Origin of the sequence: Rhodopseudomonas telluris (assembly GCF_042432815.1) — a bacterium.
Classification (GTDB): Bacteria; Pseudomonadota; Alphaproteobacteria; order Rhizobiales; family Xanthobacteraceae; genus Rhodopseudomonas; species Rhodopseudomonas telluris.
Map to the genome: position 1 here is coordinate 381,722 of NZ_JBHLWM010000005.1, position 21,332 is coordinate 403,053.

The 21,332-nt window shown below is 65.9% G+C and carries 24 protein-coding genes; 5 read left to right on the forward strand and 19 right to left on the reverse strand.

Going from position 1 to position 21,332, the window contains the following annotated elements; all coding sequences use genetic code 11:
- Positions 1-190 precede the first annotated feature (190 nt).
- The 3 genes from ACFFJ6_RS13265 to ACFFJ6_RS13275 all read right to left on the reverse strand — a co-directional run bounded on the left by ACFFJ6_RS13265 (position 191) and on the right by ACFFJ6_RS13275 (position 4,194).
- On the reverse strand, positions 191-1,408 hold the full coding sequence (locus tag ACFFJ6_RS13265) for an NAD(P)/FAD-dependent oxidoreductase (protein WP_378388404.1): 1,218 nt from the start codon (positions 1,406-1,408) through the stop codon (positions 191-193).
- A 150-nt stretch (positions 1,409-1,558) separates the two neighbouring features.
- Positions 1,559-3,052, reverse strand: coding sequence for a glycosyltransferase family 39 protein (locus ACFFJ6_RS13270; RefSeq protein ID WP_378388406.1), 1,494 nt, complete (start codon positions 3,050-3,052; stop codon positions 1,559-1,561).
- An 8-nt stretch (positions 3,053-3,060) separates the two neighbouring features.
- Positions 3,061-4,194: a glycosyltransferase gene (locus ACFFJ6_RS13275; protein ID WP_378388408.1), complete on the reverse strand. Its 1,134-nt coding sequence runs from the start codon at positions 4,192-4,194 to the stop codon at positions 3,061-3,063.
- A 291-nt stretch (positions 4,195-4,485) separates the two neighbouring features.
- On the opposite strand from ACFFJ6_RS13275, the gene ACFFJ6_RS13280 reads away from it, so the two are divergent.
- From ACFFJ6_RS13280 to bcsS, 4 genes are all read left to right on the forward strand, one after another.
- Positions 4,486-5,289: a DUF72 domain-containing protein gene (locus tag ACFFJ6_RS13280; RefSeq protein ID WP_378388410.1), complete on the forward strand. Its 804-nt coding sequence runs from the start codon at positions 4,486-4,488 to the stop codon at positions 5,287-5,289.
- Between the two features lie 24 nt (positions 5,290-5,313).
- Positions 5,314-5,775, forward strand: coding sequence for a DUF488 domain-containing protein (locus tag ACFFJ6_RS13285; RefSeq protein WP_378388412.1), 462 nt, complete (start codon positions 5,314-5,316; stop codon positions 5,773-5,775).
- 111 nt (positions 5,776-5,886) lie between these two features.
- Entirely contained in the window at positions 5,887-6,126 is a 240-nt protein-coding gene (locus tag ACFFJ6_RS13290; protein ID WP_378388413.1) for a hypothetical protein, read from the forward strand.
- A gap of 346 nt (positions 6,127-6,472) precedes the next feature.
- Positions 6,473-7,456 carry a cellulose biosynthesis protein BcsS gene (bcsS, locus tag ACFFJ6_RS13295; RefSeq protein ID WP_378388415.1) on the forward strand — a complete coding sequence of 328 codons (984 nt, stop codon included), beginning with the start codon at positions 6,473-6,475 and terminating at the stop codon, positions 7,454-7,456.
- 12 nt (positions 7,457-7,468) lie between these two features.
- Here the strand turns inward: bcsS and ACFFJ6_RS13300 are convergent, their stop codons facing one another.
- The 5 genes from ACFFJ6_RS13300 to ACFFJ6_RS13320 all read right to left on the reverse strand — a co-directional run bounded on the left by ACFFJ6_RS13300 (position 7,469) and on the right by ACFFJ6_RS13320 (position 11,952).
- Entirely contained in the window at positions 7,469-8,077 is a 609-nt protein-coding gene (locus tag ACFFJ6_RS13300) for a hypothetical protein (RefSeq protein WP_378388417.1), read from the reverse strand.
- A gap of 260 nt (positions 8,078-8,337) precedes the next feature.
- Positions 8,338-9,510: an ABC transporter permease gene (locus ACFFJ6_RS13305; RefSeq protein ID WP_378388419.1), complete on the reverse strand. Its 1,173-nt coding sequence runs from the start codon at positions 9,508-9,510 to the stop codon at positions 8,338-8,340.
- The gene (locus tag ACFFJ6_RS13310; RefSeq protein ID WP_378388421.1) at positions 9,507-10,442 is read right to left on the reverse strand and encodes an ABC transporter ATP-binding protein; all 936 of its coding nucleotides are present in this window, start codon (positions 10,440-10,442) and stop codon (positions 9,507-9,509) included. Before ACFFJ6_RS13310 ends, ACFFJ6_RS13305 begins: the two co-directional genes overlap by 4 nt.
- Positions 10,439-11,239, reverse strand: coding sequence for an HlyD family secretion protein (locus tag ACFFJ6_RS13315; protein WP_378388423.1), 801 nt, complete (start codon positions 11,237-11,239; stop codon positions 10,439-10,441). Before ACFFJ6_RS13315 ends, ACFFJ6_RS13310 begins: the two co-directional genes overlap by 4 nt.
- A complete protein-coding gene (locus ACFFJ6_RS13320) occupies positions 11,236-11,952 on the reverse strand; it encodes a TetR/AcrR family transcriptional regulator (protein WP_378388426.1) in 717 nt (238 codons plus the stop codon). The genes ACFFJ6_RS13315 and ACFFJ6_RS13320 overlap by 4 nt, the downstream gene beginning before the upstream one ends.
- Positions 11,953-12,106: 154 nt before the next feature.
- Here ACFFJ6_RS13320 and ACFFJ6_RS13325 point away from each other — a divergent pair, with 154 nt between their 5' ends.
- Positions 12,107-12,313: a hypothetical protein gene (locus ACFFJ6_RS13325; RefSeq protein WP_378388428.1), complete on the forward strand. Its 207-nt coding sequence runs from the start codon at positions 12,107-12,109 to the stop codon at positions 12,311-12,313.
- 24 nt (positions 12,314-12,337) lie between these two features.
- Here the strand turns inward: ACFFJ6_RS13325 and ACFFJ6_RS13330 are convergent, their stop codons facing one another.
- The 11 genes from ACFFJ6_RS13330 to ACFFJ6_RS13380 all read right to left on the reverse strand — a co-directional run bounded on the left by ACFFJ6_RS13330 (position 12,338) and on the right by ACFFJ6_RS13380 (position 21,283).
- Entirely contained in the window at positions 12,338-12,748 is a 411-nt protein-coding gene (locus ACFFJ6_RS13330) for a DUF2000 family protein (protein WP_378388430.1), read from the reverse strand.
- A gap of 42 nt (positions 12,749-12,790) precedes the next feature.
- The gene (locus tag ACFFJ6_RS13335) at positions 12,791-13,117 is read right to left on the reverse strand and encodes a DUF4189 domain-containing protein (protein WP_378388433.1); all 327 of its coding nucleotides are present in this window, start codon (positions 13,115-13,117) and stop codon (positions 12,791-12,793) included.
- 126 nt (positions 13,118-13,243) lie between these two features.
- Positions 13,244-14,857 (reverse strand): NTP transferase domain-containing protein, encoded by a 1,614-nt coding sequence (locus ACFFJ6_RS13340; RefSeq protein ID WP_378388435.1) that lies wholly within the window; start codon positions 14,855-14,857, stop codon positions 13,244-13,246.
- A complete protein-coding gene (locus ACFFJ6_RS13345; protein WP_378388437.1) occupies positions 14,854-15,555 on the reverse strand; it encodes an XdhC family protein in 702 nt (233 codons plus the stop codon). Before ACFFJ6_RS13345 ends, ACFFJ6_RS13340 begins: the two co-directional genes overlap by 4 nt.
- 194 nt (positions 15,556-15,749) lie before the next feature.
- Positions 15,750-16,073 (reverse strand): XdhC family protein, encoded by a 324-nt coding sequence (locus tag ACFFJ6_RS13350; RefSeq protein WP_378388439.1) that lies wholly within the window; start codon positions 16,071-16,073, stop codon positions 15,750-15,752.
- Between the two features lie 24 nt (positions 16,074-16,097).
- Complete coding sequence (locus tag ACFFJ6_RS13355) at positions 16,098-17,315, reverse strand: vWA domain-containing protein (RefSeq protein WP_378388441.1); 1,218 nt, start codon at positions 17,313-17,315, stop codon at positions 16,098-16,100.
- A gap of 317 nt (positions 17,316-17,632) precedes the next feature.
- On the reverse strand, positions 17,633-18,541 hold the full coding sequence (locus tag ACFFJ6_RS13360) for an AAA family ATPase (protein WP_378388443.1): 909 nt from the start codon (positions 18,539-18,541) through the stop codon (positions 17,633-17,635).
- Positions 18,542-18,560: 19 nt separating this feature from the next.
- Positions 18,561-19,367 carry an FAD binding domain-containing protein gene (locus ACFFJ6_RS13365; protein ID WP_378388445.1) on the reverse strand — a complete coding sequence of 269 codons (807 nt, stop codon included), beginning with the start codon at positions 19,365-19,367 and terminating at the stop codon, positions 18,561-18,563.
- A 55-nt stretch (positions 19,368-19,422) separates the two neighbouring features.
- Positions 19,423-19,908, reverse strand: a complete 486-nt coding sequence (locus tag ACFFJ6_RS13370; RefSeq protein ID WP_054162453.1) for a (2Fe-2S)-binding protein — start codon at positions 19,906-19,908, stop codon at positions 19,423-19,425.
- Between the two features lie 200 nt (positions 19,909-20,108).
- On the reverse strand, positions 20,109-20,573 hold the full coding sequence (locus ACFFJ6_RS13375; protein ID WP_378388448.1) for an SRPBCC family protein: 465 nt from the start codon (positions 20,571-20,573) through the stop codon (positions 20,109-20,111).
- Positions 20,574-20,746: 173 nt separating this feature from the next.
- Positions 20,747-21,283 (reverse strand): hypothetical protein, encoded by a 537-nt coding sequence (locus ACFFJ6_RS13380; RefSeq protein ID WP_378388450.1) that lies wholly within the window; start codon positions 21,281-21,283, stop codon positions 20,747-20,749.
- Between the last annotated feature and the right edge of the window lie 49 nt (positions 21,284-21,332).

Here is a 21,332-nt window from a genome sequence, read left to right on the forward strand (position 1 = left end):
CTCGTCCCGGGCATCCACGCCTTGCAGCGTTCGAAAGGCCGGAAGGCGTGGATGGCCGGGACGAGCCCGGCCATGACGAACTAACTCTCCCCGTCATTCCGAGGAGCGCAGCGACGAAGCAATCCAGCCCAGTGCACGGAGCTGGATTGCTTCGCTTCGCTCGCAATCACGGAGGAGGCGTAGTGCGCAGCTACGCCATCGCCTTCTTCAGATCGAAGCTGACATCCATCGCCTGCTCGGGCGTGATCGACTTGCCGAGCGGCAGGATCTTGCGGCCGAACACGTGGTCGGCGGCGCGGTTGACGGATTCGATGCCGATGAGCTGGCCGTCCTTGTAGCAGAACGCCGAGAACGAGCGCTCGGCGACGCTGCCGCGGATCACCACCTGATCGAAGCCGGCGGTGAGGCCCGCGATCTGCAGCTTGTCGTCGCCCTGATCCGACCAGAACCACGGATAGCCGTCATAGGCCTTGGTGTCGCCGGTGAGCCGCGCGGCGACGCAGCGCGCCTGGTCGGTGGCGTTCTGCACCGACTCCAGCCGCATCACCTCGCCGAACCGCACGCTGTTGAACAGCGAGCAATCGCCGATCGCCGAGATGTTCGGATCTTCGGTCAGCAGGTTTTCGTCGACGATCACGCCCGATGCGGTCGGCAGCCCGGCCGCTGCGGCGAGCTCGACGTTCGGAATGACGCCGACGCCGACCACGACGAGGTCGGCCGGCAGCGTGCGGCCATCGCTCAGCGACACGCCCGTAACGCGGCCGTCCTCGCCTGCGATCTCGGTCGCGCGGACGCCGTAGTGGATGCGGATGCCCGCCGCGGTGTGGCGATCGTGGAAGTAGTTGGAAATCTCCGGCGTCACGGCGCGCGCCATCACCCGCGGCGCCAGTTCGACGACATCGACTTCAAGCCCCTTGCCGCGCGCGGTGGCGGCGAATTCGAGGCCGATGAAGCCAGCGCCGATCACCACCACCTGCTTCTTCTCCGGCATGCGCTGGCGCACCTGCTCGCTTTCGTCCAGCGTGCGCAGATACAGCACGTCGCCCAGCGTCGCGTTGGGCACGTCGAGCTGACGGTTGCGCGCGCCGGTGGCGAGCACCAGATGGCCGTACTCCATCTTTTCGCCAGAGCCGAGCAGCAGCGTCTTCGCCGCGCGATCGATCGCCACCGCGCGATCGGAGATCAGCTCGATGGTCTGGTCGTGAAAGAACTTCTCCGGACGGAACATCAGCGACGCCGGATCGCCGCCGCTCTTGAGGTACGCCTTCGACAGCGGCGGGCGCTGATACGGCAGATGCTTCTCGTCGTTGATCAGCACGATGCGGCCGGTGTACTTGGCCTGGCGTAGCGAAACCGCGACCTGAAATCCGGCGTGTCCGGCTCCAACAATCAACACCGTGTCGTTCATCGCATCTCTCGTCTCGTTTGGGCTCGGCGCGCCGTGCGTCGATGGACTTGAAAACCCGATCTGGATCGCGGCAGCCTCTAGCACAAAGCCCCGCGCGTGGTCAGCTTTCCGCAGGGCAGGTTTAGACTAAAGAAGCGGCAGGCGGCCGTTTCAATAGACCGGCGGCGTGAGGTCGAGCACGTCGCGCTTGGCGCCGTCGAGGATGTCGAGCTCCAGCGTATCGATCACCAACGGCCCGCGCCGGCGTTCGACCTCGCCGACCTTCTCGATCCGGGCGAACGTCGCCTTCAGGCCTGGATGCGCGGCGGCGTTGGTTTCGCCGACCAGCAGCAGCTTGCCGGCCAGTTGCTCGGGCGTCGGAGCCGGCTGCTGCAGCCAGCGGAAACGCTCGTTGCGCTGCAACACGCAGGTGCCCTTCGGCAGATAGAATGCCAGCCAGGCCGTGTTGCCGTAATCGTCCGCCATCACGCAGGTCGCCCCGGTCTTCTCGCGAACCGCGGCGATCTCGGCGGCAATCTCGGGAAAGCCGACGCCGACCGCGCGGACGCTGGCGTCGCGGCGATAACCGGTGAGCACGCCGGTGTTGGCCTGCACAACGACCAGCACGAACATCACCACGCCGACCGGCACCGCCCAGCGCATGCAGAACGCAGCGACACGCTGGGCGCGCGGCTCCCAGCTCGCCAGTCCGGCGGCAACGCCGCCGGCAACCGCGAAGGCCGGATACAGCGCGCCGAGCCAATTGCCCTCGACGCGGTCGTGGGTGGCCTGCCAGGCGAAATACAGCGCGATGGTCCAGACGATCGAGCTGACCAGCACGCGCGCACCGGATGCGCCCGCCCCGCGCGCCAGCGCATACAGCCCCATCAGGCCGAGAATGTAGACGAGCGGCGTGGTCAGCACGAACTGGGTCGGCACCAGCTCGAGCAGATAGCTCGGATTGAAGCCTTCGACCTGGGCACGGCGGAACTGCTTGATGAAGGAGATCCATTGGTGATCGGCATTCCAGATCACCACCGGCGAGAACAGCGCGAACGCGATCAGTCCGCCGAGATACGGCCACGGCGTCAGCAGCCAGCGCCGCAGCTTCGGCACCCACAGCAGCCAGATCAAAATCGCCGGACCGAAGAACAGCGCAGTGTATTTCGACAGCAGCGCGACGCCGACGGCGACGCCGACGCCGAGCCACCACACGCCCTTGCCCGACGACAGCACCTGCGCCAGCGTGTAGAGCACGAAGCTGGCCGCAACCAGCAGCGGCGCATCCGGCGTCACGATCACGGTGCCGATCGACACCATCATCGTGGCGTTGAGCAGCAGCGTCGCGTTGGCCGCAAGCCGCTGGCCGCCGAACAACAGCTCCGCCGACCGCCAGGTCGCCCAGCTCATCGGCAGCGCCAGCAGCACGGAGATCAGCCGCACGCCAAGTTCGGTGTCGCCGGCGATCAGCGTGCCGAGCCGGATCACCAAGGCGACCATCGGCGGGTGATCGAAGTAGGACAGCGCGAGATGCTTCGACCAGGTCCAGTAATAGGCCTCGTCGAAAGTCAGCGGCGTCACCGCGGCGGCAACGAGGCGCAGCGCCACCAGGACGGCGACGACGATCGCCGTGACACGGACGACATCCCGCGTCGCAGTCGGCATTGCGAACGTCAACGCTTACGCCAGACGAACAGGCCCGACATCGCGTAGTTCCAGACCACGCCCATCAGCGCGCCCGCGGCGCCGGCCAGCCACCAGGTGATGTGCTCGTTGTAGACCGCGAAGGCGACGCCGACATTGGCGAGCAGCCCGACGCCGCACACGAGATAGAACAGCAGCAGGCCGCGCAGGATCGCAAAGCCCTTCAGCCGCTGGTCGCGATAGGTCAGGAAGTTGTTGAGGATGAAGTTGCTGGTCATCGCCACCAGCGCGGCGACGGCCTGCGCCTCGGCGAACGGCTGGTCGAACACCTTCAACACGACGAACAGCGTGAGGAAGTGCACGAAGACGCCTGTCGAGCCGACCAGCGCGAACAGAATGAAGCGCAGCGACAGGATATCGTTGCTGTATTTCGCCAGGACCAGGCCGAGGAAATCGAGCGCCACCATGGAGTCGAGCTTGCTCTCGCCGTGCAGCCGCGAGCCGAAGCTGTACGGCACCTCGACGGTGCGGAGGCTGCCGCGGCCGGTGGCGACGACGTCGAGCAGGATCTTGAAGCCCTGGGTGGAGAGCTGCGGCGCCAGCTGTTCGAAGCGGTCGCGGCGGATCATGAAGAAGCCGCTCATCGGGTCGGCGACCTCGACCTTCAGCACCTGCCGCGCCAGCGTCGTGGCGAGGGCGCTGAAACCGGCGCGCTGCTTGTCGAAGCTGGCGGCGCTGCCGCCCTCGACGTAGCGGCTGCCGACCACGAGGTCGGCCGAGCCGCTTTCGAGCAGGGCCAGCATCTGGCCGAGCCGGGTCTCGTCGTGCTGCAGATCCGCGTCCATCACGGCGGCGAACGGCGCGCTGGCGGCGAGGATTCCCTCGATGCAGGCGCCCGCCAGACCGCGCCGGCCGATCCGCCGGATGCAACGCACCCGCGGCTCGCGCGATGCCAGCTCGCGCACCACCCGCCAGGTCCCGTCGGGCGAGTTGTCATCGACATAGATGACTTCCCACGCGATGCCGCCGAGCGCCGCTTCCAGTTTACGGAACAGCGGCTCGATATTGTCGCGCTCGTTGAAGGTCGGCACGACGACGCTCAGCTGGAGCGCCGGGGATGGCTGCACGCGTGTTTCTGCAACCGCTGGGCTGGCTTGGGTCATGGCGCCAGCGTATATCGAGGCCCATGGACGCTGCCAAGGCGCGTTCCGTTACAAATCCGAGGGACAATCGGGAAGCGGGTGGAAACGATGCGGCCAGTGGCCAATTGGACCCACCGACGCCAGCGCGGGCCGGTCAAACGTTAACGACCACGAACAACAGGTGCGCGTACATCCGGCGCTCCCTACTATTCTGTGGTCGTTCGGCGGGCGGTGCGTGGCGTTTGCCAGCAGCACCATCGCCGTTGCAACCAAGATAGGTACGGCCTGGGCGGCGCGCAAGAGGAAACGGGAATGAAAAGCAAGGCAGGCGACATCCGCATCGGCATCGGCGGCTGGACCTACGAACCGTGGCGCGGCGTGTTCTACCCCGACAAGCTCCCGCAGCGGCGCGAGCTAGAATACGCCGCCTCGAAGCTGACCTCGATCGAGATCAACGGCACCTTCTACGGCTCACAGAAGCCGGAGAGCTTCCGCAAATGGGCCAGCGAGGTGCCGGATGGCTTCGTCTTCTCGCTGAAGGGACCGCGCTACGCCACCAACCGCAAGGTGCTGGCCGAGGCCGGCGACAGCATCAAGCGGTTCTACGATTCCGGCGTGCTCGAACTCGGCGACAAGCTCGGCCCGGTGCTGTGGCAGTTCGCCCCGACCAAGAAATTCGATCCGGTCGATTTCGGCGCATTTCTGGCGCTGCTGCCACGCACGATCGACGGACGCTCCCTGCGCCATGTCGTCGAGGTCCGGCACGACAGCTTCTGCGCGCCGGATTTCATCGCCCTGCTTCGCGAGCACGGCATTCCCGTCGTGTACTCCGAACACGCGACCTATCCGGAGATCGCCGATGTGGTCGGCGACTTCGTCTACGCCCGGCTGCAGAAGGGCAAGGACGACATCACGGCCGGCTACCCGCCGAAGGCGCTCGCCGCCTGGGCCCAGCGGCTGGAGACCTGGGCAAGTGGCGGCGAGCCGGACGACCTGCCGAAGGTCGGCGCCGGACACACCAAGAAACAAAAGCGCGATGTGTTCGCTTATGTGATTCACGAGGGCAAGGTCCGCGCCCCCGCCGCGGCGATGGAGCTGATCCGCCTGGTGAGCTAGGCTGGCGACCAATTCGAGGCATTCATGAGCAAAGCTCCCACGCTGTTCACGATCGGCTACGAACAGACGCCGGCCAGCGCCGTGCTCGACGAGTTGCAGCGCGCCGGCGTCAAGCTGCTGGTCGATGTTCGCGCGGTCGCGGCCTCGCGCCGTCCGGGCTTCTCGAAATCCCAGCTTGCCGCGGGGCTCGATGCGCACGGCATCGGCTACCTGCATTTGCGCGGTCTTGGTACGCCGAAGGATGGCCGCGAGGCGGCCCGAGGCGGACAGATGCAGACGCTGCACCGAATCTACGATGCGCATCTGAAGACGCCGCAGGCCCGCGAGCAGCTCGACGAATTGTCGTCACTGGTGATGAAGGCGGGTCCGGTCTGCATCCTGTGCTATGAGCGCGACCACCGCCAATGCCATCGGCAATGGATCGCGGAGATCGTCTCCGCCCGCGATGGCGTCGGAGTCCATAATCTGGTGGCTCCGCAGCTCTGAGAGCCGGCCGTTGCGGCAAGCTGTCGCTCACGATTTTCGCTTGCGCGGGATCAATCGCACCGCCCTTCCCCGCTGGTACGATCTGCCCACCTCACGGATGGGAAAGTGACGATGGACAAACTCGATTTCATGAACGGCCAGATCAAGGCGTTGCTGAACTTTGCAAACGCGGTGATCAAGGCGCATCCGGCGCCGGAGAAGCTGCGCCATCATTTCGAAACCATCGCCCGCGCCGATCCGAATTCGCCCGAAGGTCTGTCGCTGTCAGAAGCCTACGTCGACGGCATGCACGACATCGACCGCAAGATCGCGGTCGCCCTCGAACACGCCATCGCGACCGCACCGCGCTGAGACAACAGCTGAACGATCGCCGCTCGATCACCTAACTGATCGTTCGTTTGGCCGTGGCCGGCGCGGCCATGGCCGCGCCTTCGCGCAAGCCCTCGATCGACTTCGCGTGACAAGATCGGACAGGACCTTGGTGGCGTCAGGGATGTCGCTCATTGATCGTGTTTATGTCAGGCGTTTCGAGGACGACGATCACTTTAAACGGTGATGAGATACGGCTTCCCGACGGTCGTATCGTAGTCACTGGACAAGGAATAACACCACTGCTCTAATCCGTGCATTGCCGACCAAGTCATTGCGTTCAGGATGAGTTGCGGTGCGTTGCGTGAGTTGGGTACGCGTGGTGAGCGTGGCCGCGGTCGTTACGGCCGGAGCCTTCGGCGCGATCGCCCAGACCACTCCGGCTGATCTTCCAAACATGGATCGTAACGTCGCGCAGCTTGCTGGCGAGAACGATGCAGTCCCGTCGGAGCCGGATGATTTCGACTCCGGCGATTTCCCCACCACCGGCCTGGAAGCGAGCCTCGAAGCAGAACTCGGCGCAGGACTTGGAGCGGGACTTGCCACAGGGCTCAAGTCTGGACTTGGTACAGGACAAGCAACTGATCACGGCGACAACACGTTCGGCGCCGCCGCCGATGCCAACGCGATGGCAATGCTCACTCCATTCCCCAGTTCCGCTCCGGCGCTGAGTGGCGGCTCGACTGCCGATCAGGTGCTGCTGTTCGGCGGCTACGATATCTGGAGTAACGGCCATTCGGCGTCGGCGGGTTTGCACTGGGCCCAGAACGGCTTGAACCAGGACGGCTTCGTAGTGCGCCTGATGCTCAGCAACGGCACCGAGTTCTATCGAACGCCCAACCGTCTCTACACCACCGATATCTTCCGCGCCGCCATCATGCCGGGTGTCCGATTCAAGACCGGCGAATTCGAACTGAAGTTGTTCGCCGGACCGGACCTCGAACAACACAACCTCACGCCCGACAACCCGACATCGAAGTGGCGCGGCGCACATCCGGGGCTGCGCATGGCAGCGGAGATCTGGGCGCAACCGATGCCGGAGCTGATGCTCGCCGCATCGGTCTATGCCACCACGATCGCGGCCGGGTACGGCTTTCGAGCCGCCGCCGGCTGGCGCGTGGCCGATGCTGTGTGGATCGGCCCCGAGTGGTCCGGCTCCTGCGACGAGCTGAGCCGGCAGACGCGCTGGGGCCTCCATGTCACAGGGTGGCCAACGGGACCGTTGGAGTGGTCGGGAGCGGTCGGCTTCGTCAGCGACAGTTTCGGCCGCAACGGCGCCTACACTCGGCTGGCCACCCAGCTCCGTCTCTAAGAGCGCGCCGCCTCAACGCGAGAATGGCTGCGCGCCAGCCTCCCACCGGCGATCACCATCGATCGCACTCGCTCCGATCTCCCAGCCCGGCCCACCCCACACCACATCCACCGTCCACAATTTCTCCTCGCGATCGCGCACGAAGAACAGATTCGGGATCGCATTCGTCAGCAGAGCGCCCTGCTCTCCATTCGGCTGGAGCGACAGCAGACACCATAGCTCGCCGAGCGTGACCTCGCCGCGATCACCGAGCCAGGCGACGATCTCGCTGGCGCGTGCAGGCCGGCGCAAACGGAGCGGCTGCAGCATGGTGCGCGCGGACGCAGGTTCGGTTTTCGTCACGAAGCGCTGGCGGAACATCGTCCCAAGCCAACTGATCGCCACGCCATTTCTCGCCGACGCCGTCTCACGGAAATGCTGTGCGGCCACAAAGCGGTCGCCAAGCGATGCCGTGGTCGCGGGATCGGACGGTTCAGCCGGCGGACAGCCCCGTGCCTCGAGTGGCTGCAGCAGCTCGGCCTCGGGCGCCACGCCGAGCAGCGCCGACTGCGCTTGGGCAGCTGCCTGCCAATTGATGATGCCGACAAAGACCAGCGCAGCCCCGCGCACGAATCCCACCATTTCCGTCTCCATTTCCCCACGGAGACGACAGTAAACAAAGTATTAATCGTGTAAACCAATGCATTAAGAATTGGTTAAGGATAACAATTCAGTAAAATTAGAATAAACAATACTATATATACACATCAATACATCGACAATTGCTATCAATACTTCTCCGGTCCCGAGCCCCCGACCGCCCGCAGCACATGAAGCCACGATCGGAGGATGGATCCGAGCGCGGAGCTTGGTAGCCGCAAGGGTGGCTGGATTGTTGCGCGTCAGTCGAGCGTCCGCCGGAATCGCGTCACCGCGATCGTCATCGCCACCAGCATCAGCGCGGCCAGCGCCAGCGTGTCGTAGCGCAGGTTCTCCAGCGTCGAGCCCTTCAGCATGATGGCGCGGACGATGCGAAGATAGTGCGTCAGCGGCAGACATTCGCCGATGTACTGCGCCCAGCGCGGCATGCCGGCGAACGGAAACATGAAGCCCGACAGCAGGATCGATGGCAGGAAGAACATCATCGACGCCTGCATCGCCTGCAGCTGGTTCTGCACCAGTGTCGAGAAAGTGTAGCCGATCGCCAGATTGGTGGTAATGAACAGCGTCGACAGCAGCGCCAGCAGCGGCAGGCTGCCGCGCAACGGCACGCCGAACAGCAGCACGCCGATGCCGATGATCAGCGACGCCTGGATGAAGCCGACACCCACATAGGGCAGGATCTTGCCGAGCATCACCTCGACCGGCGTGATCGGCATCGCCAGCAGGTTTTCCATCGTGCCGCGCTCGATCTCACGCGTCACCGAGAGCGCGGTGAAGATCAGCATCGTCATGGTCAGGATGGTGCCGACCAGCCCCGGCACGATGTTGAGCCGCGACGAGGCCGCCGGATTGTAGCGCGCGTGGGCGCGGATCTCGAACGGCGGATTGCCGGGATCGCCTGCGACGCGGTCGTGCTCCAGCGCCGACTGCACGATAGCGCCGAGCGCCGACAGCGCCGAACCGGCCGCGACCGGATCGGTGGCGTCCGCCGCGACCAGCAGCGCCGGCTTGTCGCCGCGCCGCACGGCGCGCTCGAAGCCGCGCGGGATCTCGACCCCGAACAGCACTTTGCCGGACAGCAGCAGCGCATCGAATTCGTCGACGCTCTGCACCTGATGCACGAACTGGAAGTACGCGGTGTTCTCCAGCGCCTTGAGGATCGAGCGGCCGAGGTCGCTGTCCTCCTGCAGCAGCACCGCGGTCGGCAAATGCCGCGGCGTGGTGTTGATCGCATAGCCGAACAGGCAGAGCTGCATCACCGGGATCACGATGATCATCGCGAAGGTGAGGCGATCGCGGCGCAGCTGGATCAGCTCCTTGACCAGCATCGCGTAAGTACGGCGCAGAAAGCCGAAGCGCTGCCGTGGAATCGGCTGGATGCGCGGCGGCGTTTTGTCTGTCGCCGCGCTCATTGGAAATTGTCCTTGCTGCGGCTCATCAGCTCGATGAACACGTCCTCCAGCGACGGCGCGCCGTGCTGCCAATGCTGATCGGCATTGCTGCGATACGGCGCGATCGTGGCCTCGAGCGCCGCGTGATCGCGGCCGGAGACGTGCAGGCTGCTGCCGAACGGCGCCACCATGTCGACGCCGGGCTTGCCGGCGAGGTCATGCGCCAGCGCGCCGAGCCCCTCACCGGTCACCACCCAGGTCGCGAGCTGCGAAGCGGCGATCACCTGCTCGACGGTGCCGTGCGCCAGCAAATAGCCGTAGGCGATGTAGGCGATCTCGTGACAGCGTTCAGCCTCGTCCATGTAGTGGGTCGAGACCAGCACAGTGAGGCCTTCGGCGGCGAGCGCGTGGATTTCGTTCCAGAAGTCGCGCCGCGCTTTCGGATCGACGCCCGCTGTCGGCTCGTCGAGCAGCAGCAATTGCGGATTGGGCAGCGTGCAGGCGCCGAGCGCGAGCCGCTGCTTCCAGCCGCCGGAGAGTTCGCCGGCGAGTTGCTCCTCGCGGCCGGACAGGCCGAGCCGCCGGATCATCTCGCGCGCCGCGCCGCGCGCGTCGGGCACGCCGTACAGCCGCGCCACAAATTCCAAATTCTCGCGCACCGAAAGGTCCTGATACAGGCTGAAGCGCTGCGTCATGTAGCCGACCTGGCGCTTGATCTTGTCGGCGTCGCGCGTGATGTCATAGCCTAGGCAAGTGCCCTCGCCGCTGTCCGGCGTCAGCAGGCCGCACAGCATCCGGATCGTCGTGGTCTTGCCGGAGCCGTTGGGCCCGAGAAAGCCGTAGATCGAGCCGCGCTTCACCTGCATCGACAGGTCGTGCACCACCTCGCGGCCATTGAAGGACTTGGTCAGCCCTTTGACATCGATCGCGATCTCGGGGGCCGCAGAGGTCATGACTTGGCGCCCGCCGCGGCTGGCGTCGGTTCCGGCGTCTTCGGCATCGGGAAGATGCTGACCGGCTGGCCGACGCGCAGGGCCGTCGGCCGATCCGGCCGCGCCTGGATCAGATAGACCAGCTTGTTGCGCTCATCGAGGCTGTAGATCACCGGCGGGGTGTATTCGGCCTGGGTGGCGATGAAGTAGATCTTGGCGGTCAGATCCGGCGCGCAGCCGTCGCAAGTCACGCGGACGGTGTCGCCGATGGCGAGCTTCGGCAGCACCGGTTCGGGCACGTAGAAGCGCAGCTTCATGTTGCCCGGCGGCAGGATCGACAGCACCGGCTTCTGCGCCGCCACCATCTCACCTTCGCGGAAGTAGATCTGCTGCACCGGACCGGTGACCGGCGCAAAGACCTGGCGGCGCAACAGCCGGGTCTTCGAGGTCTCGACCCGGGCCTCGGCGACGCGGAGCGCCGACACCGCCGCGTCGAGATTGGCCTGCGTGCCGGAGCCCGTCTTGGACAGAGATTGCGCGCGGTCGAAGCTCTGCTTGGCGTTCGCCAGCGTCGCGTTGTTTTGGTTGAGGTCGGCCTGCTGCAGGTCGTCGTCGAGCGTGTAGATCAACTCGCCCTTGCGGGCCTCGTCGCCCTCGCGCACCGTCAGCCTGGTGATGCGGCCGGACTCGTCGGGGCTGACGAAGATCAGGTCGGCCTCGACCCAGCCTTGGTAACCGCGATCGGCGGGGTTGCCGCAGCCGGCCAGCGCGAGCAGCGCGGCCCCAGCGATGGCGATGGTGAACGGGCGCGCGATCATGGCGCGTTTCCTTTGTCGAACATGATGTCGATGTGTGTCCGCAGCAGAGCGCGCGCATCGAGCGGCGCGAAGCGGTTGAACAGGCCCTGCCACACCACGGTCAGCATGGCCGGCGCCATGAGCAACTGCGGATAGTCGAGCAGCGCCTTGTTGCTGATCTCGCCGCGCTCGATGCCGTACGCAATGACACGCCGCATCGCGGCGATGCCGTGGACGACGACTTCGCGATAGTGAAACTCGGCCAGCGATGGAAACCGCTGCCCCTCGGAGATCAGCAGACGCAGCAGGTCGGCACGCTTGGTTTCGGTGACCTCGCGAACGAACACCTCGGCGAAGCTCTCGAACATCGCCCGTGCCGACACGCCGGGCGGCGGCGGAGCGCCGAGCTCGCCGATCAACGGCAGCAGCGAGAACCGCAGCAACTCCTGAAACAGCGTCTCCTTGTCGGCGAAATACAGATAGATCGTTCCCTTGGCGACACCGGCGCGCTTGGCGACGTCGTCCAGCCGTGTCGCCGCGAAGCCGCGCGCCGTGAATTCCTCGAGCGCCGCCTCGACGATCGCCGCACGCCGCTCGGCCGCCCTCAGCGCCCGAAGCGATGCCGACCTCGCCTGGCTCTTGGAGGAACGCCCGGACGTCGCCGTGGCCACCTGCCGACCCGGCTTGGGCTTTGGAACTGCGGATTTCCGCGAAGAGGGAGTCGACCTGCTCATCCTCATATTGTGACTGACTGGTCAGTCATAATCAATCCGGATCATCCCGGAGGGTGCGACGTCGTGCGTCGGGATTGTCACGGACCCGCGGGGAACGGGCGCTCCGACCGTCGATTGTCACTTCGCAACGACAATCACCGAGGGAGGACAGCTCATGTCGATCGAATGGATGTGGGGGATCGGCGTCGTGATCCTCGCAGGCGCGCTGATCTACGGGCTGATGCGCAATCGCCAACGGACGACTGCCGAGAAGCAGCTCACCGAAGCCGCGACCAAGGCGAATTATCGGGCCGAGGAGCGGAAGGAGACCGGCCAGCCCGTGCCCGGCGCGGGCGAGCGCGCACGGCCCATGCCGGAATAACAGAGGTGGAAACCGGCGGCCGGTTCAGGTGTGAAACTTGAGCCCGTCGAGGATCTTGTCGACCACCTTGCGGTCGGCCCTCACTGCCAGCCCGACCAGATCCAGATCGGTCCGCTGCACCGCCCGCACCGCCTCGCGGTTGGCTGCATCGTGCGTGGTCTTGAACATCTCGGCGGTGTAGATCGCCGGTTTCACATTGCGCGCGAGAGCCCGATCGAGGGCACGGGCCAGCGCCGGCCGATCGGCGCCATAAATCAGGATCGGCTGGCCGATCAGCGCATGATACGGCGTATCACTGCCGTCCTGATACGGCTCGCCGATGCATTCCGGGAACGCCGCGGCGATTCCGGAAGACAGGAACGCGGCGACGTTGAGCTTCTGCCAGGCTTCGAGGTCGGTGCGGATCACCAACGCGATCTTGGTATCGAACTGCATGGCGAACAACTAACCGAAATCGGCTTGGCTGTCAGCCTGCCATCATCCTTTGGCGTCGCAAGCCCATGCGCGGATGACGCATTCCTTGCCGCCGTATTCGTAGCACTTGCGGGTGGCCTCGTTGAGGGTCGAGGAAATCTTCGGCTCCACCGCGTAGCCGTGCGCGCCACACGGATTGCGCAAATCGATCGCCAGCGCCGCGCAGGCGCGCCGCATGGTGATCGTGGTGCAGTCGCCGTTGCATTTCTTGCGCGCCGCCGCGATGGCGGCGGCTTCGGCCGGATAGTCGAACGCCTGACCGTAGGCGCCGCATTTGCCGACCGCCATGGCGCCGGCGGCGTGAGCCGGAGCGAGTGCAGTGACGGTCATCAACAAGGCAGCACAAAGCGCGCGACGGCGTGCGGCAGCAAACAAGCTCAAGACGTCCTCCCCCGAGGTGATCCCCGAGGGAACTTATGAGCGAAGGACTTTCAACTTGGTGAATAATCCGTCGCGCTAGCCGCGCCGGGCGTCTTCGAGGGCATCGGGCGTATCGATGTCGACGAAGGCGCCGCGGCCGTCGACCGGGACCTCGGTGACCGCCTCGGCGTGCTTGGCGATCAGGTGCCGCGCGCCGACATCGCCGCCGAGCGTCATCAGCTCGCCGAAAAACCGGCGCGACCACAGTACCGGATTGCCGCGGCGGCCGTCGGCGACCGGCACCACGATCAGCGCGCCGCGATCCGGATCGAAGGCATCGATCAGCCGATCGAGCAGCTGGGTATCGATCAGCGGCATGTCGCCGAGACACACCACGGCGCCGTCGGCGTTCTCACCGACCGCAGCGATGCCGGTTTTCACCGACGAGGCCAGGCCGTCCGCGTAGTCCGGATTGTGCACGAAGCTGAGATCGAGCCCGGCCAGCGCCGCCTCGACCTTGTCGGCCTGGTGGCCGGTGACGACGATCGGGCGCGCGGCCTTGGATGCAGCCTTGGAAGCGATCACCTGTTCGGCGACGATGCGTACCAGCGGCTTGCCGCTCAGCTCCGCCAGAAGCTTGTTCGGCCCGCCCATCCGGGTCGAGCGGCCTGCCGCCAGAATGATCGCCGCCACGTTGCGACCGCCTTCGGCGACGGGCACGCGCGGCTGCGGCCGCGTCACGATCTCCATCAGCAGTCCGCCGACGCCGAGGCCGGTGATGTCGGCGCGCGTCACCTTCAGCCCGGCGAGCAGCCGCATCAGCACCCAGTCGAAGCCGTTCTCCACCGGCGAGCGCGCGCAACCCGGCGCGCCGAGCACCGGCACGCCGCCGGCGCTGCCGATCAGCAGCAGATTGCCGGGATCGACCGGCATGCCGAAATGCTCGATCGCGCCGCCGATCGCAGTGATCGCCGCTGGAATCACGTCGCGGCGGTCGGCGATGGCGGATGCGCCGAACACGATCACCAGCTCGGCGCCGAGCCCGAGCAATTCCGTCAGCGCCGCCGACAATGCGGCTTGATCGTGGGCGATGCGGCGCTCGGCGATGATCGACGCACCGGCCGGCGCCAGCCGTTCGGCAGTGACGCGGAGCGTCTTGTCGATCACCTTGGCGGCGAGCCCCGGCAACTGCGTCGAAACGATTCCGACGCGCTTGATGACATAAGGCGCGACCCGAAGCGCGCCGCCGGTCCCGGCTGCGACCGCAGCGTCCCGCAAGCCCGCCTCGACGCCGAACGGGATCAGCTTGACGGTGCCGATCATCTCGCCCTCGACCACCGGCTTGAATGCCGGCAGCGTCGCGAAGGTGATCGCCTCGTCGACTGCGTTGACGCGATCGACCGCGGCGCGATCGATCACCAGAACGCCGGGACGGTTTGCGAACAGATTGGCCCTGCCGGTGAAGGCACGTTCGACGGTAACGCCGTCGCCGGCGACGGCCTTGGCGACATCACCGGCGGCGACGTCTTCGGAAACGTCACCTGGTTCGAGCTGGACCACCACGATTTCGGCGACGCCCGCCTGCTCGAGCGCAGCGACTTCGGCCGGGCCGATCAGCGTGCCCTTCTTCAGCAGCAGTCCGTTCTGCCGCAACGAATGCACGGCGACACCGCCGATCGCCTCTGCCGGGCGCCGCGGCCCGAACTTCATGCCGCGACGGCTTTCGCCGCCGCCGGCAGGCGCAGCGTCGCGGTGATCTCGGCCATGATCGACACCGCGATCTCGGCGGGCGACACCGCGCCGATCGCGAGCCCGATCGGCGCGTGGATGCGGCCAACGTCGGCCTCGCTGGCGCCCTGCTCCTTCAGCCGATCGACGCGGCGGGCGTGGGTCTTCTTCGAGCCGAGCGCGCCGATGTAGAAACAGTCACGCGCGAAGGCGTGCAGCAGCGCCGGATCGTCGATCTTCGGATCGTGCGTCAGCGCGACGAAAGCGGTGTAGCGATCGATGTTCAGCGGCGGCAGCGCGACGTCCGGCCATTCGGCGATCAGCGGTACGTCCGGGAAGCGCTCGGGACTGGCGAAAGCCGTGCGCGGATCGACCACGGTGACGTCGTAGCCCAGCGAACGCGCCAGCGGCGCCAAGGCCTGACTGATATGCACCGCGCCGACGATCACCAGCTTGGCGGTCGGCGCGTAAACGTTGAGGAACAGCTTCTTGCTGTCGACTTCGATGGTCGCGCTCTTGCCCATGCGCAGCTGCCTGGACAATTCGGCGGCGAGGGGATCGGCGGCGATATCGGCGGCCTTCACCAGCCGCTGCTCGCCGGTCGCGGTGTCGGTGACGACGATCGCCGGACGACGCGCGGCGCGCTCGGTGTTGAGCTGTTGCAGTGTCTCGAACTTCACGTCAGCGCCCCACTTCTCTTATCGCAACTAAACCCCAGCCGAAGACAATGGCCTTGGTAGTTACCCCCCGTCATTGCGAGGAGCGAAGCGACGAAGCAATCCAGCCCAGTGCACTGCGCTTCTGGATTGCTTCGCTTCGCTCGCAATGACGGACGAATTCTCACGTCCTCGGTCGTAATCTCGCCGCCTACGAACTAAGCGACCTTTTCGACGAACACCCGGATGGTGCCGCCGCAGGATAGCCCGACCTTCCAGGCGGTCTCGTCGGCGACGCCGAATTCCAGCAGCTTCGGCTGGCCGCTTTCGATCACGTCGAGCGCCTCGGTGACCACCGCGCCTTCGACGCAGCCGCCCGACACTGATCCCAGAAACGTGCCGTCGTCATTAATGACGAGGTTGGAGCCGGCCGGACGCGGCGCCGAGCCCCAGGTCTCGACCACAGTGGCGAGCGCCACGCCGCGGCCGGCGCTCTTCCAGTCCTGCGCCGCTTTGAGAATGTCTTCGTCGCGATCGAGCATGGGTGTCTCCTCGGCGGTGGGGCGTCAGGCGGCGGAACGGATCGCGCTGAAATGGTGCGGCGGCGGCGCCGACGACAACGCCTCGACCAGCGTCTGCATCGAGGTCAAATTATGTACCGGACGGAATTCGTCAACGTGGGGCAGCATCATTTTGATGCCCTGGGCGCGCGGCTCGAACCCCTGATAGCGCAGCAGCGGGTTGAGCCAGATCAGCCGCCGACACGAGCGATGCAGCCGGTCCATCTCGAAGGCAAGCTTGGTGTCCGCCTCCCGCTCCAGCCCGTCGGAGATCAACAGCACGATCGCGCCCTGGCCGAGCACGCGCCGGGCCCACAGCTTGTTGAAGCTGTGCAGCGAGGTCGCGATCCGTGTGCCGCCGGCCCAGTCCTCGACCGAGGACGTACAGCTCGCCAGCGCCTCGTCCGGATCGCGCTGGCGCAGCGCGCGGGTCACGTTGGTGAGCCGCGTGCCGAACAGGAAGGTCGAGACGCGCTTGCGGTCGTCGGTGATGGCGTGGAGGAAGTGCAGGAACAGCCGCGTGTACTCGCTCATCGAGCCGGAGATATCCAAGAGCGCGACGATCGGCGCAGGTTTGTCGATCAGCCCGAGCCGGCGGATGTCGACGATCTCGCCGCCGCTGCGCAGCGAGGCACGCAGCGTGCGGCGCAGATCGAGCTTGAGGCCACGCTTGTCGGGCCGGACGCGGCGCGTGCGCAGCTCGGCCTGCGGCAGCTTCATCCGCGCGATCGCGCGGGTGACTTCGGCGATCTCCGCCGCGCTCATTTGCGCGAAATCCTTCTTCTGCAGGATTTCCTTGTCGGACACGGCGAGCCGCAATTCCTGCTCCTCGGCGGACGGCAGGTCGCGCGTCGCCGAGGGCGACATCGCCTCCTGCACGCGGCGCGACGCGGGCGGCGGTTTCTTCTTGGCGGCGTCCGGCAGCGGGATCGAGTCCAGCATGTTCTGCCAGTCCTCCGCGGCGCGGAAGAACAGCGCGAAGGCCTGCTCGAAGATTAGCAGATGCTCGCGGCGCTTGACGAAGATCGCTTCGAGCGTGGCGTAGAGATCGGCGCGCTGGCCAATGTCGATCAGCTGCAGCGCATCCAGCGCATCGATCACCGCACCCGGTCCGACCGGCAGCCCCGCGGCCCGCAGCGCCCGGGCGAAACCGACGACATTGTCGGCCATCCGGCCGGTCGCCGGATTGAGGTGATCCATCGCGGCCATCGGGTTACGCTGCATTCGCACACCCTCTCTATTATCATCCCGGGGCGCGCGAAGCGCGAGCTCGGAATCCATAACCACCGCCGGGAGTATGGATTCCGGGCTCGCGCCAAGAGGCGCGCCCCGGAATGACACTCCTAGTCAGTGCACAATATCGCTCTCAGTCAGTGCACGACCTTACCGCGAGCACGGCCTGCCCCCTCTCCCGCTTGCGGGAGAGGGCTGGGGTGAGGGCGACGCGAGCTCAGTGCCTGGGGCTCCCTCTCCCCAACCCTCTCCCGCAAGCGGGAGAGGGAGTGCGCTGCCGATGCGGCGAGCGCAGTGCTTCGCCGCAACTAGCTCTCGCTCGTCGCGTCCTTCACCAGCTTGGCCAGCGCGTCGCCCTGCATCCGCGTGATGTCGTCCTGATACTTCAGCAGCGCGCCGAGCGTGTCGCCGACGACTTCGGCGGTCAGCGCGCGGGCGTCGAGTTCGGTCAGCGCGGTCGCCCAGTCGATCGTCTCGGCGACGCCGGGGGACTTGTAGAAGTCCTGTTCGCGCAGTGCCTGAACGAAGCTGACGACCTGCGCGGACAGCTTTTCGGAAATGCCGGGCACGCGCGACTTGACGATCGCCAGCTCACGCTGCGCATTCGGATAATCGACCCAGTGATACAGGCAGCGGCGCTTCAGCGCGTCGTGGATCTCGCGGGTGCGGTTCGAGGTGACGATGACGATCGGCGGGGCCGGCGCCTTGATGGTGCCGAACTCCGGAATCGTCACCTGGAAGTCGCTGAGCACTTCCAGCAGATAGGCCTCGAACGCCTCGTCGGCGCGGTCGAGCTCGTCGATCAGCAGCACCGGTGGGCCGGACACGTTGGGCTCCAGCGCCTGCAGCAGCGGCCGCTTGATCAGATAGTGCTCGGAGAAGATGTCGCTGGAGAGCTGGCCGCGGTCAGTGTCGCCGGCGGCTTCGGCCAGACGAATCGCGATCATCTGCGCCGAGCTATTCCACTCGTACACCGCGGAGGCGACGTCGAGGCCTTCGTAGCATTGCAGCCGGATCAGCCGACGCCCCAGCGTCGACGACAGCACCTTGGCGATCTCGGTCTTGCCGACGCCGGCCTCGCCTTCCAGGAACAGCGGACGGTTCATCCGCAACGCCAGGAACAGCACCGTCGCGAGCGACCGCTCGGCGAAGTAACCGCGGCTGGTCAGCAGCTCGAGCGTCGCGTCGACCGAAGCGGGAGGCGCCGTGACGCTCATGAGCGATCCGATCGCAAGGTCACGCCTTGCCGTTGGCGGCATCGACCGCACGCTTCGCCAGCACGCCGATCAGATGCGCGCGATACTCGGCGCTGCCGTGCAGATCGCTGTTGAGGCCGTCGTGCGGGACGTGGATGCCGTCGAGCGACTTCGAATTGAAGCGCGCCTTGAGCGCCTCCTCGAACGCGGTGACGCGGAACACGCCCTCGGAGCCGGCGCCGGTGACGGCCACCGCGACATCCGAGGGACGCCGCGCGACGAATACGCCGACCAGCGCGTAGCGCGAGGCCTGGTTGCGGAATTTGATGTAGGCGGCCTTCTTCGGCAGCGGAAACAGCACCTTGACGATGATCTCGTCCGGCTCCAGCGCGGTGGTGAACAGGCCCTGGAAGAACTCTTCGGGCTTGAGCTTGCGCTTGTTGGTGACGATGGTGGCTCCGAGCGCCATCACGGCCGCCGGATAGTCCGCGGTCGGATCGTTGTTGGCGAGCGAGCCGCCGATCGTGCCCTTGTGGCGCACCGCCGGATCGCCGATCAGCGACGCCAGCTCGGCCAGGGCCGGGATCGCCTCACCGACGATAGGCGAATTGGCGACTTCGGCGTGCTTGGCGGTGGCGCCGATCACCAGCGAACGGCCCTTGATCTCGATGCCGTTCAGGCCCTCGATATGCGACAGGTCGACCAGATGCGGCGGCGCCGCGAGGCGCTGCTTCATCACCGGCAGCAGCGTGTGGCCGCCGGCGATCAGCTTGGCGTCCTCGTTCTTGATCAAGAGGTTCGCGGCCTGACGGACCGTCCCGGGGCGGTGATATTTGAATTCGTACATCGAGCTTCCCTAAAGCGTGTTCGGCTTCGGCCTGCGGTCGTGGTCGGACGCGCGATCAGGCGCGGTCGGAATTAGCCATCGCCTTGGCGCCGGCGGCGATCGACACCACGATGTTCTGATAGCCGGTGCAGCGGCACAGATTGCCTTCCAGCTCCTCGCGGATCGTCTCGTCCGAGAGGTCGTGGCCCTTGCGGTGCACCAGATCGACCGCGGTCATGATCATGCCCGGGGTGCAGAAGCCGCACTGCAGACCGTGATTCTCGCGGAAGGCTTCCTGCATCGGATGCAGCGGCGCGCCGTCGGCGGCCAAGCCCTCGATCGTCGTCACTTCATGGCCGTCCGCCATCACCGCCAGCGTGGTGCAGGACTTCACCGCCTTGCCGTCGAGATGCACCACGCAGGCGCCGCACTGCGACGTATCGCAACCGACATGGGTGCCGGTGAGCCGCAGGTTCTCGCGCAGAAACTGCACCAGCAGCGTGCGCGGATCGACGTTGGCGGTTACCGGATTGCCGTTCACGATCAGGGAAATCTTGGCCATCGGCCCTCTCGTTGGTTGCGCACCGCCGCGTTGCACGGCAGCGAATTCGCGCTTTAGTTGTGTTTCTTGAGGATATCTTAGGGGCCCCGATCCGGATCGGCAACCTCCGATCGGAACATCGGCGCGCGGCCGCCTGATAACAGCCGCGTGATAACGACAGCGTGATCGAAGGCGTGCCCGGGCAGAACGTTACGCCGCGCTCAGGCGGCGCCGTTGCCGTTCTGCACCGCCTTGGAGAAGTTGGCGAAGAACTCATCGGCCAGCTTCTTGGCCGAACCGTTGATCAGCCGCTGGCCGAGCTGCGCCAGCTTGCCGCCGATATGCGCCTCGACGTCGTAGGACAGCAGCGTGCCGCCGTCCTTCTCGGACAGTCCGACCACAGCGCCGCCCTTGGCGAATCCGGCGACGCCGCCCTCGCCTTCGCCGGTGATCTTGTAGCCGTTCGGCGGATCGAGATCGCTCAGCGTGACGCGGCCCTTGAAGCGCGCCGAGACCGGGCCGACCTTGAGCTTGGCGACGGCGCGAAAGCCCTCCTGGTCTTCGGTCTTCTCCAGCTCTTCACAGCCGGGGATGCACTGCTTCAAAACTTCAGGATCGTTGAGCTTGGTCCACACCAGATCTTTCGGCGCGTCCAGTTGGACTTCGCCGTTCATCGTCATGGCCATGGATCGTCCTCCCGCAATCAGTCGCACGCCTTGATCGGCGGCGTTGCCGGCCGAATAAAGCACGCAATTCGCAAAAGCAAAAGCTGCGCGCGGCCGCAAGTTGTTACGGACCGCGCATAAGAGCTTTGCGCATTGCGATATAAGTGGGCAGCGGCCGCCCGGTTAGAGCAGGGTCAGGAATTCTGGGCCGCGTGCGGGTAGTTGGTCATCAGCGGGCGCGTCGCGCGCGGCGCCGGCTCCGCAACCGGCATAACGACCGGCGTCGGCCGTTCAACCAGCATGACGATTCCGGTGCCGAGCAGCAGCAGCAGTTCGGTGGCGTGCAGCCGCATCGCTTCCATCTCGCCGGCCTGCGAGGCCATCAGCATGCTGGCGAAGCTGATGATGCTGCCGAGCGCCAGCGCGATCGACAGGGCTTCGTTGCAGCCACCGGAGGTGCGGATCGACGGCCGGGTCAGCAGCGCAACAAACAACGCGAAGAAAGCCGCCACCGTCAGCTTGGCCAAGGCCAGCAGCCACGCCGCCCGGATGGTCGCCAGCGCGGCGAGATGGAAGTGATCGCTGAGGAAGATCGCCACGGAGATGTTCGGCCGGTCGTACAGACCATGGATCGGCGACATGATGATCTTGAATGCGACGATCACCCAGCTCGGGATGAAATACGCCGCGATCAGCACGCCGTTCGCAGAGCTTATCCGCCAATTCGCCATCGTGGTTCCCGCTGCCGGCTGCCTCCACACGCGGAAAGCAGCAATTTCC

Bases quoted from the DNA above. Each gene is read 5' to 3' on its own strand.
- ACFFJ6_RS13370 (WP_054162453.1), bottom strand. From the start codon at position 19,908: ATGGCCAAGATTTCCCTGATCGTGAACGGCAATCCGGTAACCGCCAAC.
- ACFFJ6_RS13365 (WP_378388445.1), bottom strand. From the start codon at position 19,367: ATGTACGAATTCAAATATCACCGCCCCGGGACGGTCCGTCAGGCCGCG.
- ACFFJ6_RS13340 (WP_378388435.1), bottom strand. From the start codon at position 14,857: ATGAAGTTCGGGCCGCGGCGCCCGGCAGAGGCGATCGGCGGTGTCGCC.
- ACFFJ6_RS13265 (WP_378388404.1), bottom strand. From the start codon at position 1,408: ATGAACGACACGGTGTTGATTGTTGGAGCCGGACACGCCGGATTTCAG.
- ACFFJ6_RS13355 (WP_378388441.1), bottom strand. From the start codon at position 17,315: ATGCAGCGTAACCCGATGGCCGCGATGGATCACCTCAATCCGGCGACC.
- ACFFJ6_RS13290 (WP_378388413.1), top strand. From the start codon at position 5,887: ATGGACAAACTCGATTTCATGAACGGCCAGATCAAGGCGTTGCTGAAC.
- ACFFJ6_RS13335 (WP_378388433.1), bottom strand. From the start codon at position 13,117: ATGACCGTCACTGCACTCGCTCCGGCTCACGCCGCCGGCGCCATGGCG.
- ACFFJ6_RS13285 (WP_378388412.1), top strand. From the start codon at position 5,314: ATGAGCAAAGCTCCCACGCTGTTCACGATCGGCTACGAACAGACGCCG.
- ACFFJ6_RS13305 (WP_378388419.1), bottom strand. From the start codon at position 9,510: ATGAGCGCGGCGACAGACAAAACGCCGCCGCGCATCCAGCCGATTCCA.
- ACFFJ6_RS13315 (WP_378388423.1), bottom strand. From the start codon at position 11,239: ATGATCGCGCGCCCGTTCACCATCGCCATCGCTGGGGCCGCGCTGCTC.
- ACFFJ6_RS13350 (WP_378388439.1), bottom strand. From the start codon at position 16,073: ATGCTCGATCGCGACGAAGACATTCTCAAAGCGGCGCAGGACTGGAAG.
- ACFFJ6_RS13270 (WP_378388406.1), bottom strand. From the start codon at position 3,052: ATGCCGACTGCGACGCGGGATGTCGTCCGTGTCACGGCGATCGTCGTC.
- ACFFJ6_RS13330 (WP_378388430.1), bottom strand. From the start codon at position 12,748: ATGCAGTTCGATACCAAGATCGCGTTGGTGATCCGCACCGACCTCGAA.
- ACFFJ6_RS13375 (WP_378388448.1), bottom strand. From the start codon at position 20,573: ATGGCCATGACGATGAACGGCGAAGTCCAACTGGACGCGCCGAAAGAT.
- ACFFJ6_RS13310 (WP_378388421.1), bottom strand. From the start codon at position 10,442: ATGACCTCTGCGGCCCCCGAGATCGCGATCGATGTCAAAGGGCTGACC.
- ACFFJ6_RS13300 (WP_378388417.1), bottom strand. From the start codon at position 8,077: ATGGTGGGATTCGTGCGCGGGGCTGCGCTGGTCTTTGTCGGCATCATC.
- ACFFJ6_RS13280 (WP_378388410.1), top strand. From the start codon at position 4,486: ATGAAAAGCAAGGCAGGCGACATCCGCATCGGCATCGGCGGCTGGACC.
- ACFFJ6_RS13325 (WP_378388428.1), top strand. From the start codon at position 12,107: ATGTCGATCGAATGGATGTGGGGGATCGGCGTCGTGATCCTCGCAGGC.
- ACFFJ6_RS13275 (WP_378388408.1), bottom strand. From the start codon at position 4,194: ATGACCCAAGCCAGCCCAGCGGTTGCAGAAACACGCGTGCAGCCATCC.
- ACFFJ6_RS13360 (WP_378388443.1), bottom strand. From the start codon at position 18,541: ATGAGCGTCACGGCGCCTCCCGCTTCGGTCGACGCGACGCTCGAGCTG.
- ACFFJ6_RS13320 (WP_378388426.1), bottom strand. From the start codon at position 11,952: ATGAGCAGGTCGACTCCCTCTTCGCGGAAATCCGCAGTTCCAAAGCCC.
- ACFFJ6_RS13380 (WP_378388450.1), bottom strand. From the start codon at position 21,283: ATGGCGAATTGGCGGATAAGCTCTGCGAACGGCGTGCTGATCGCGGCG.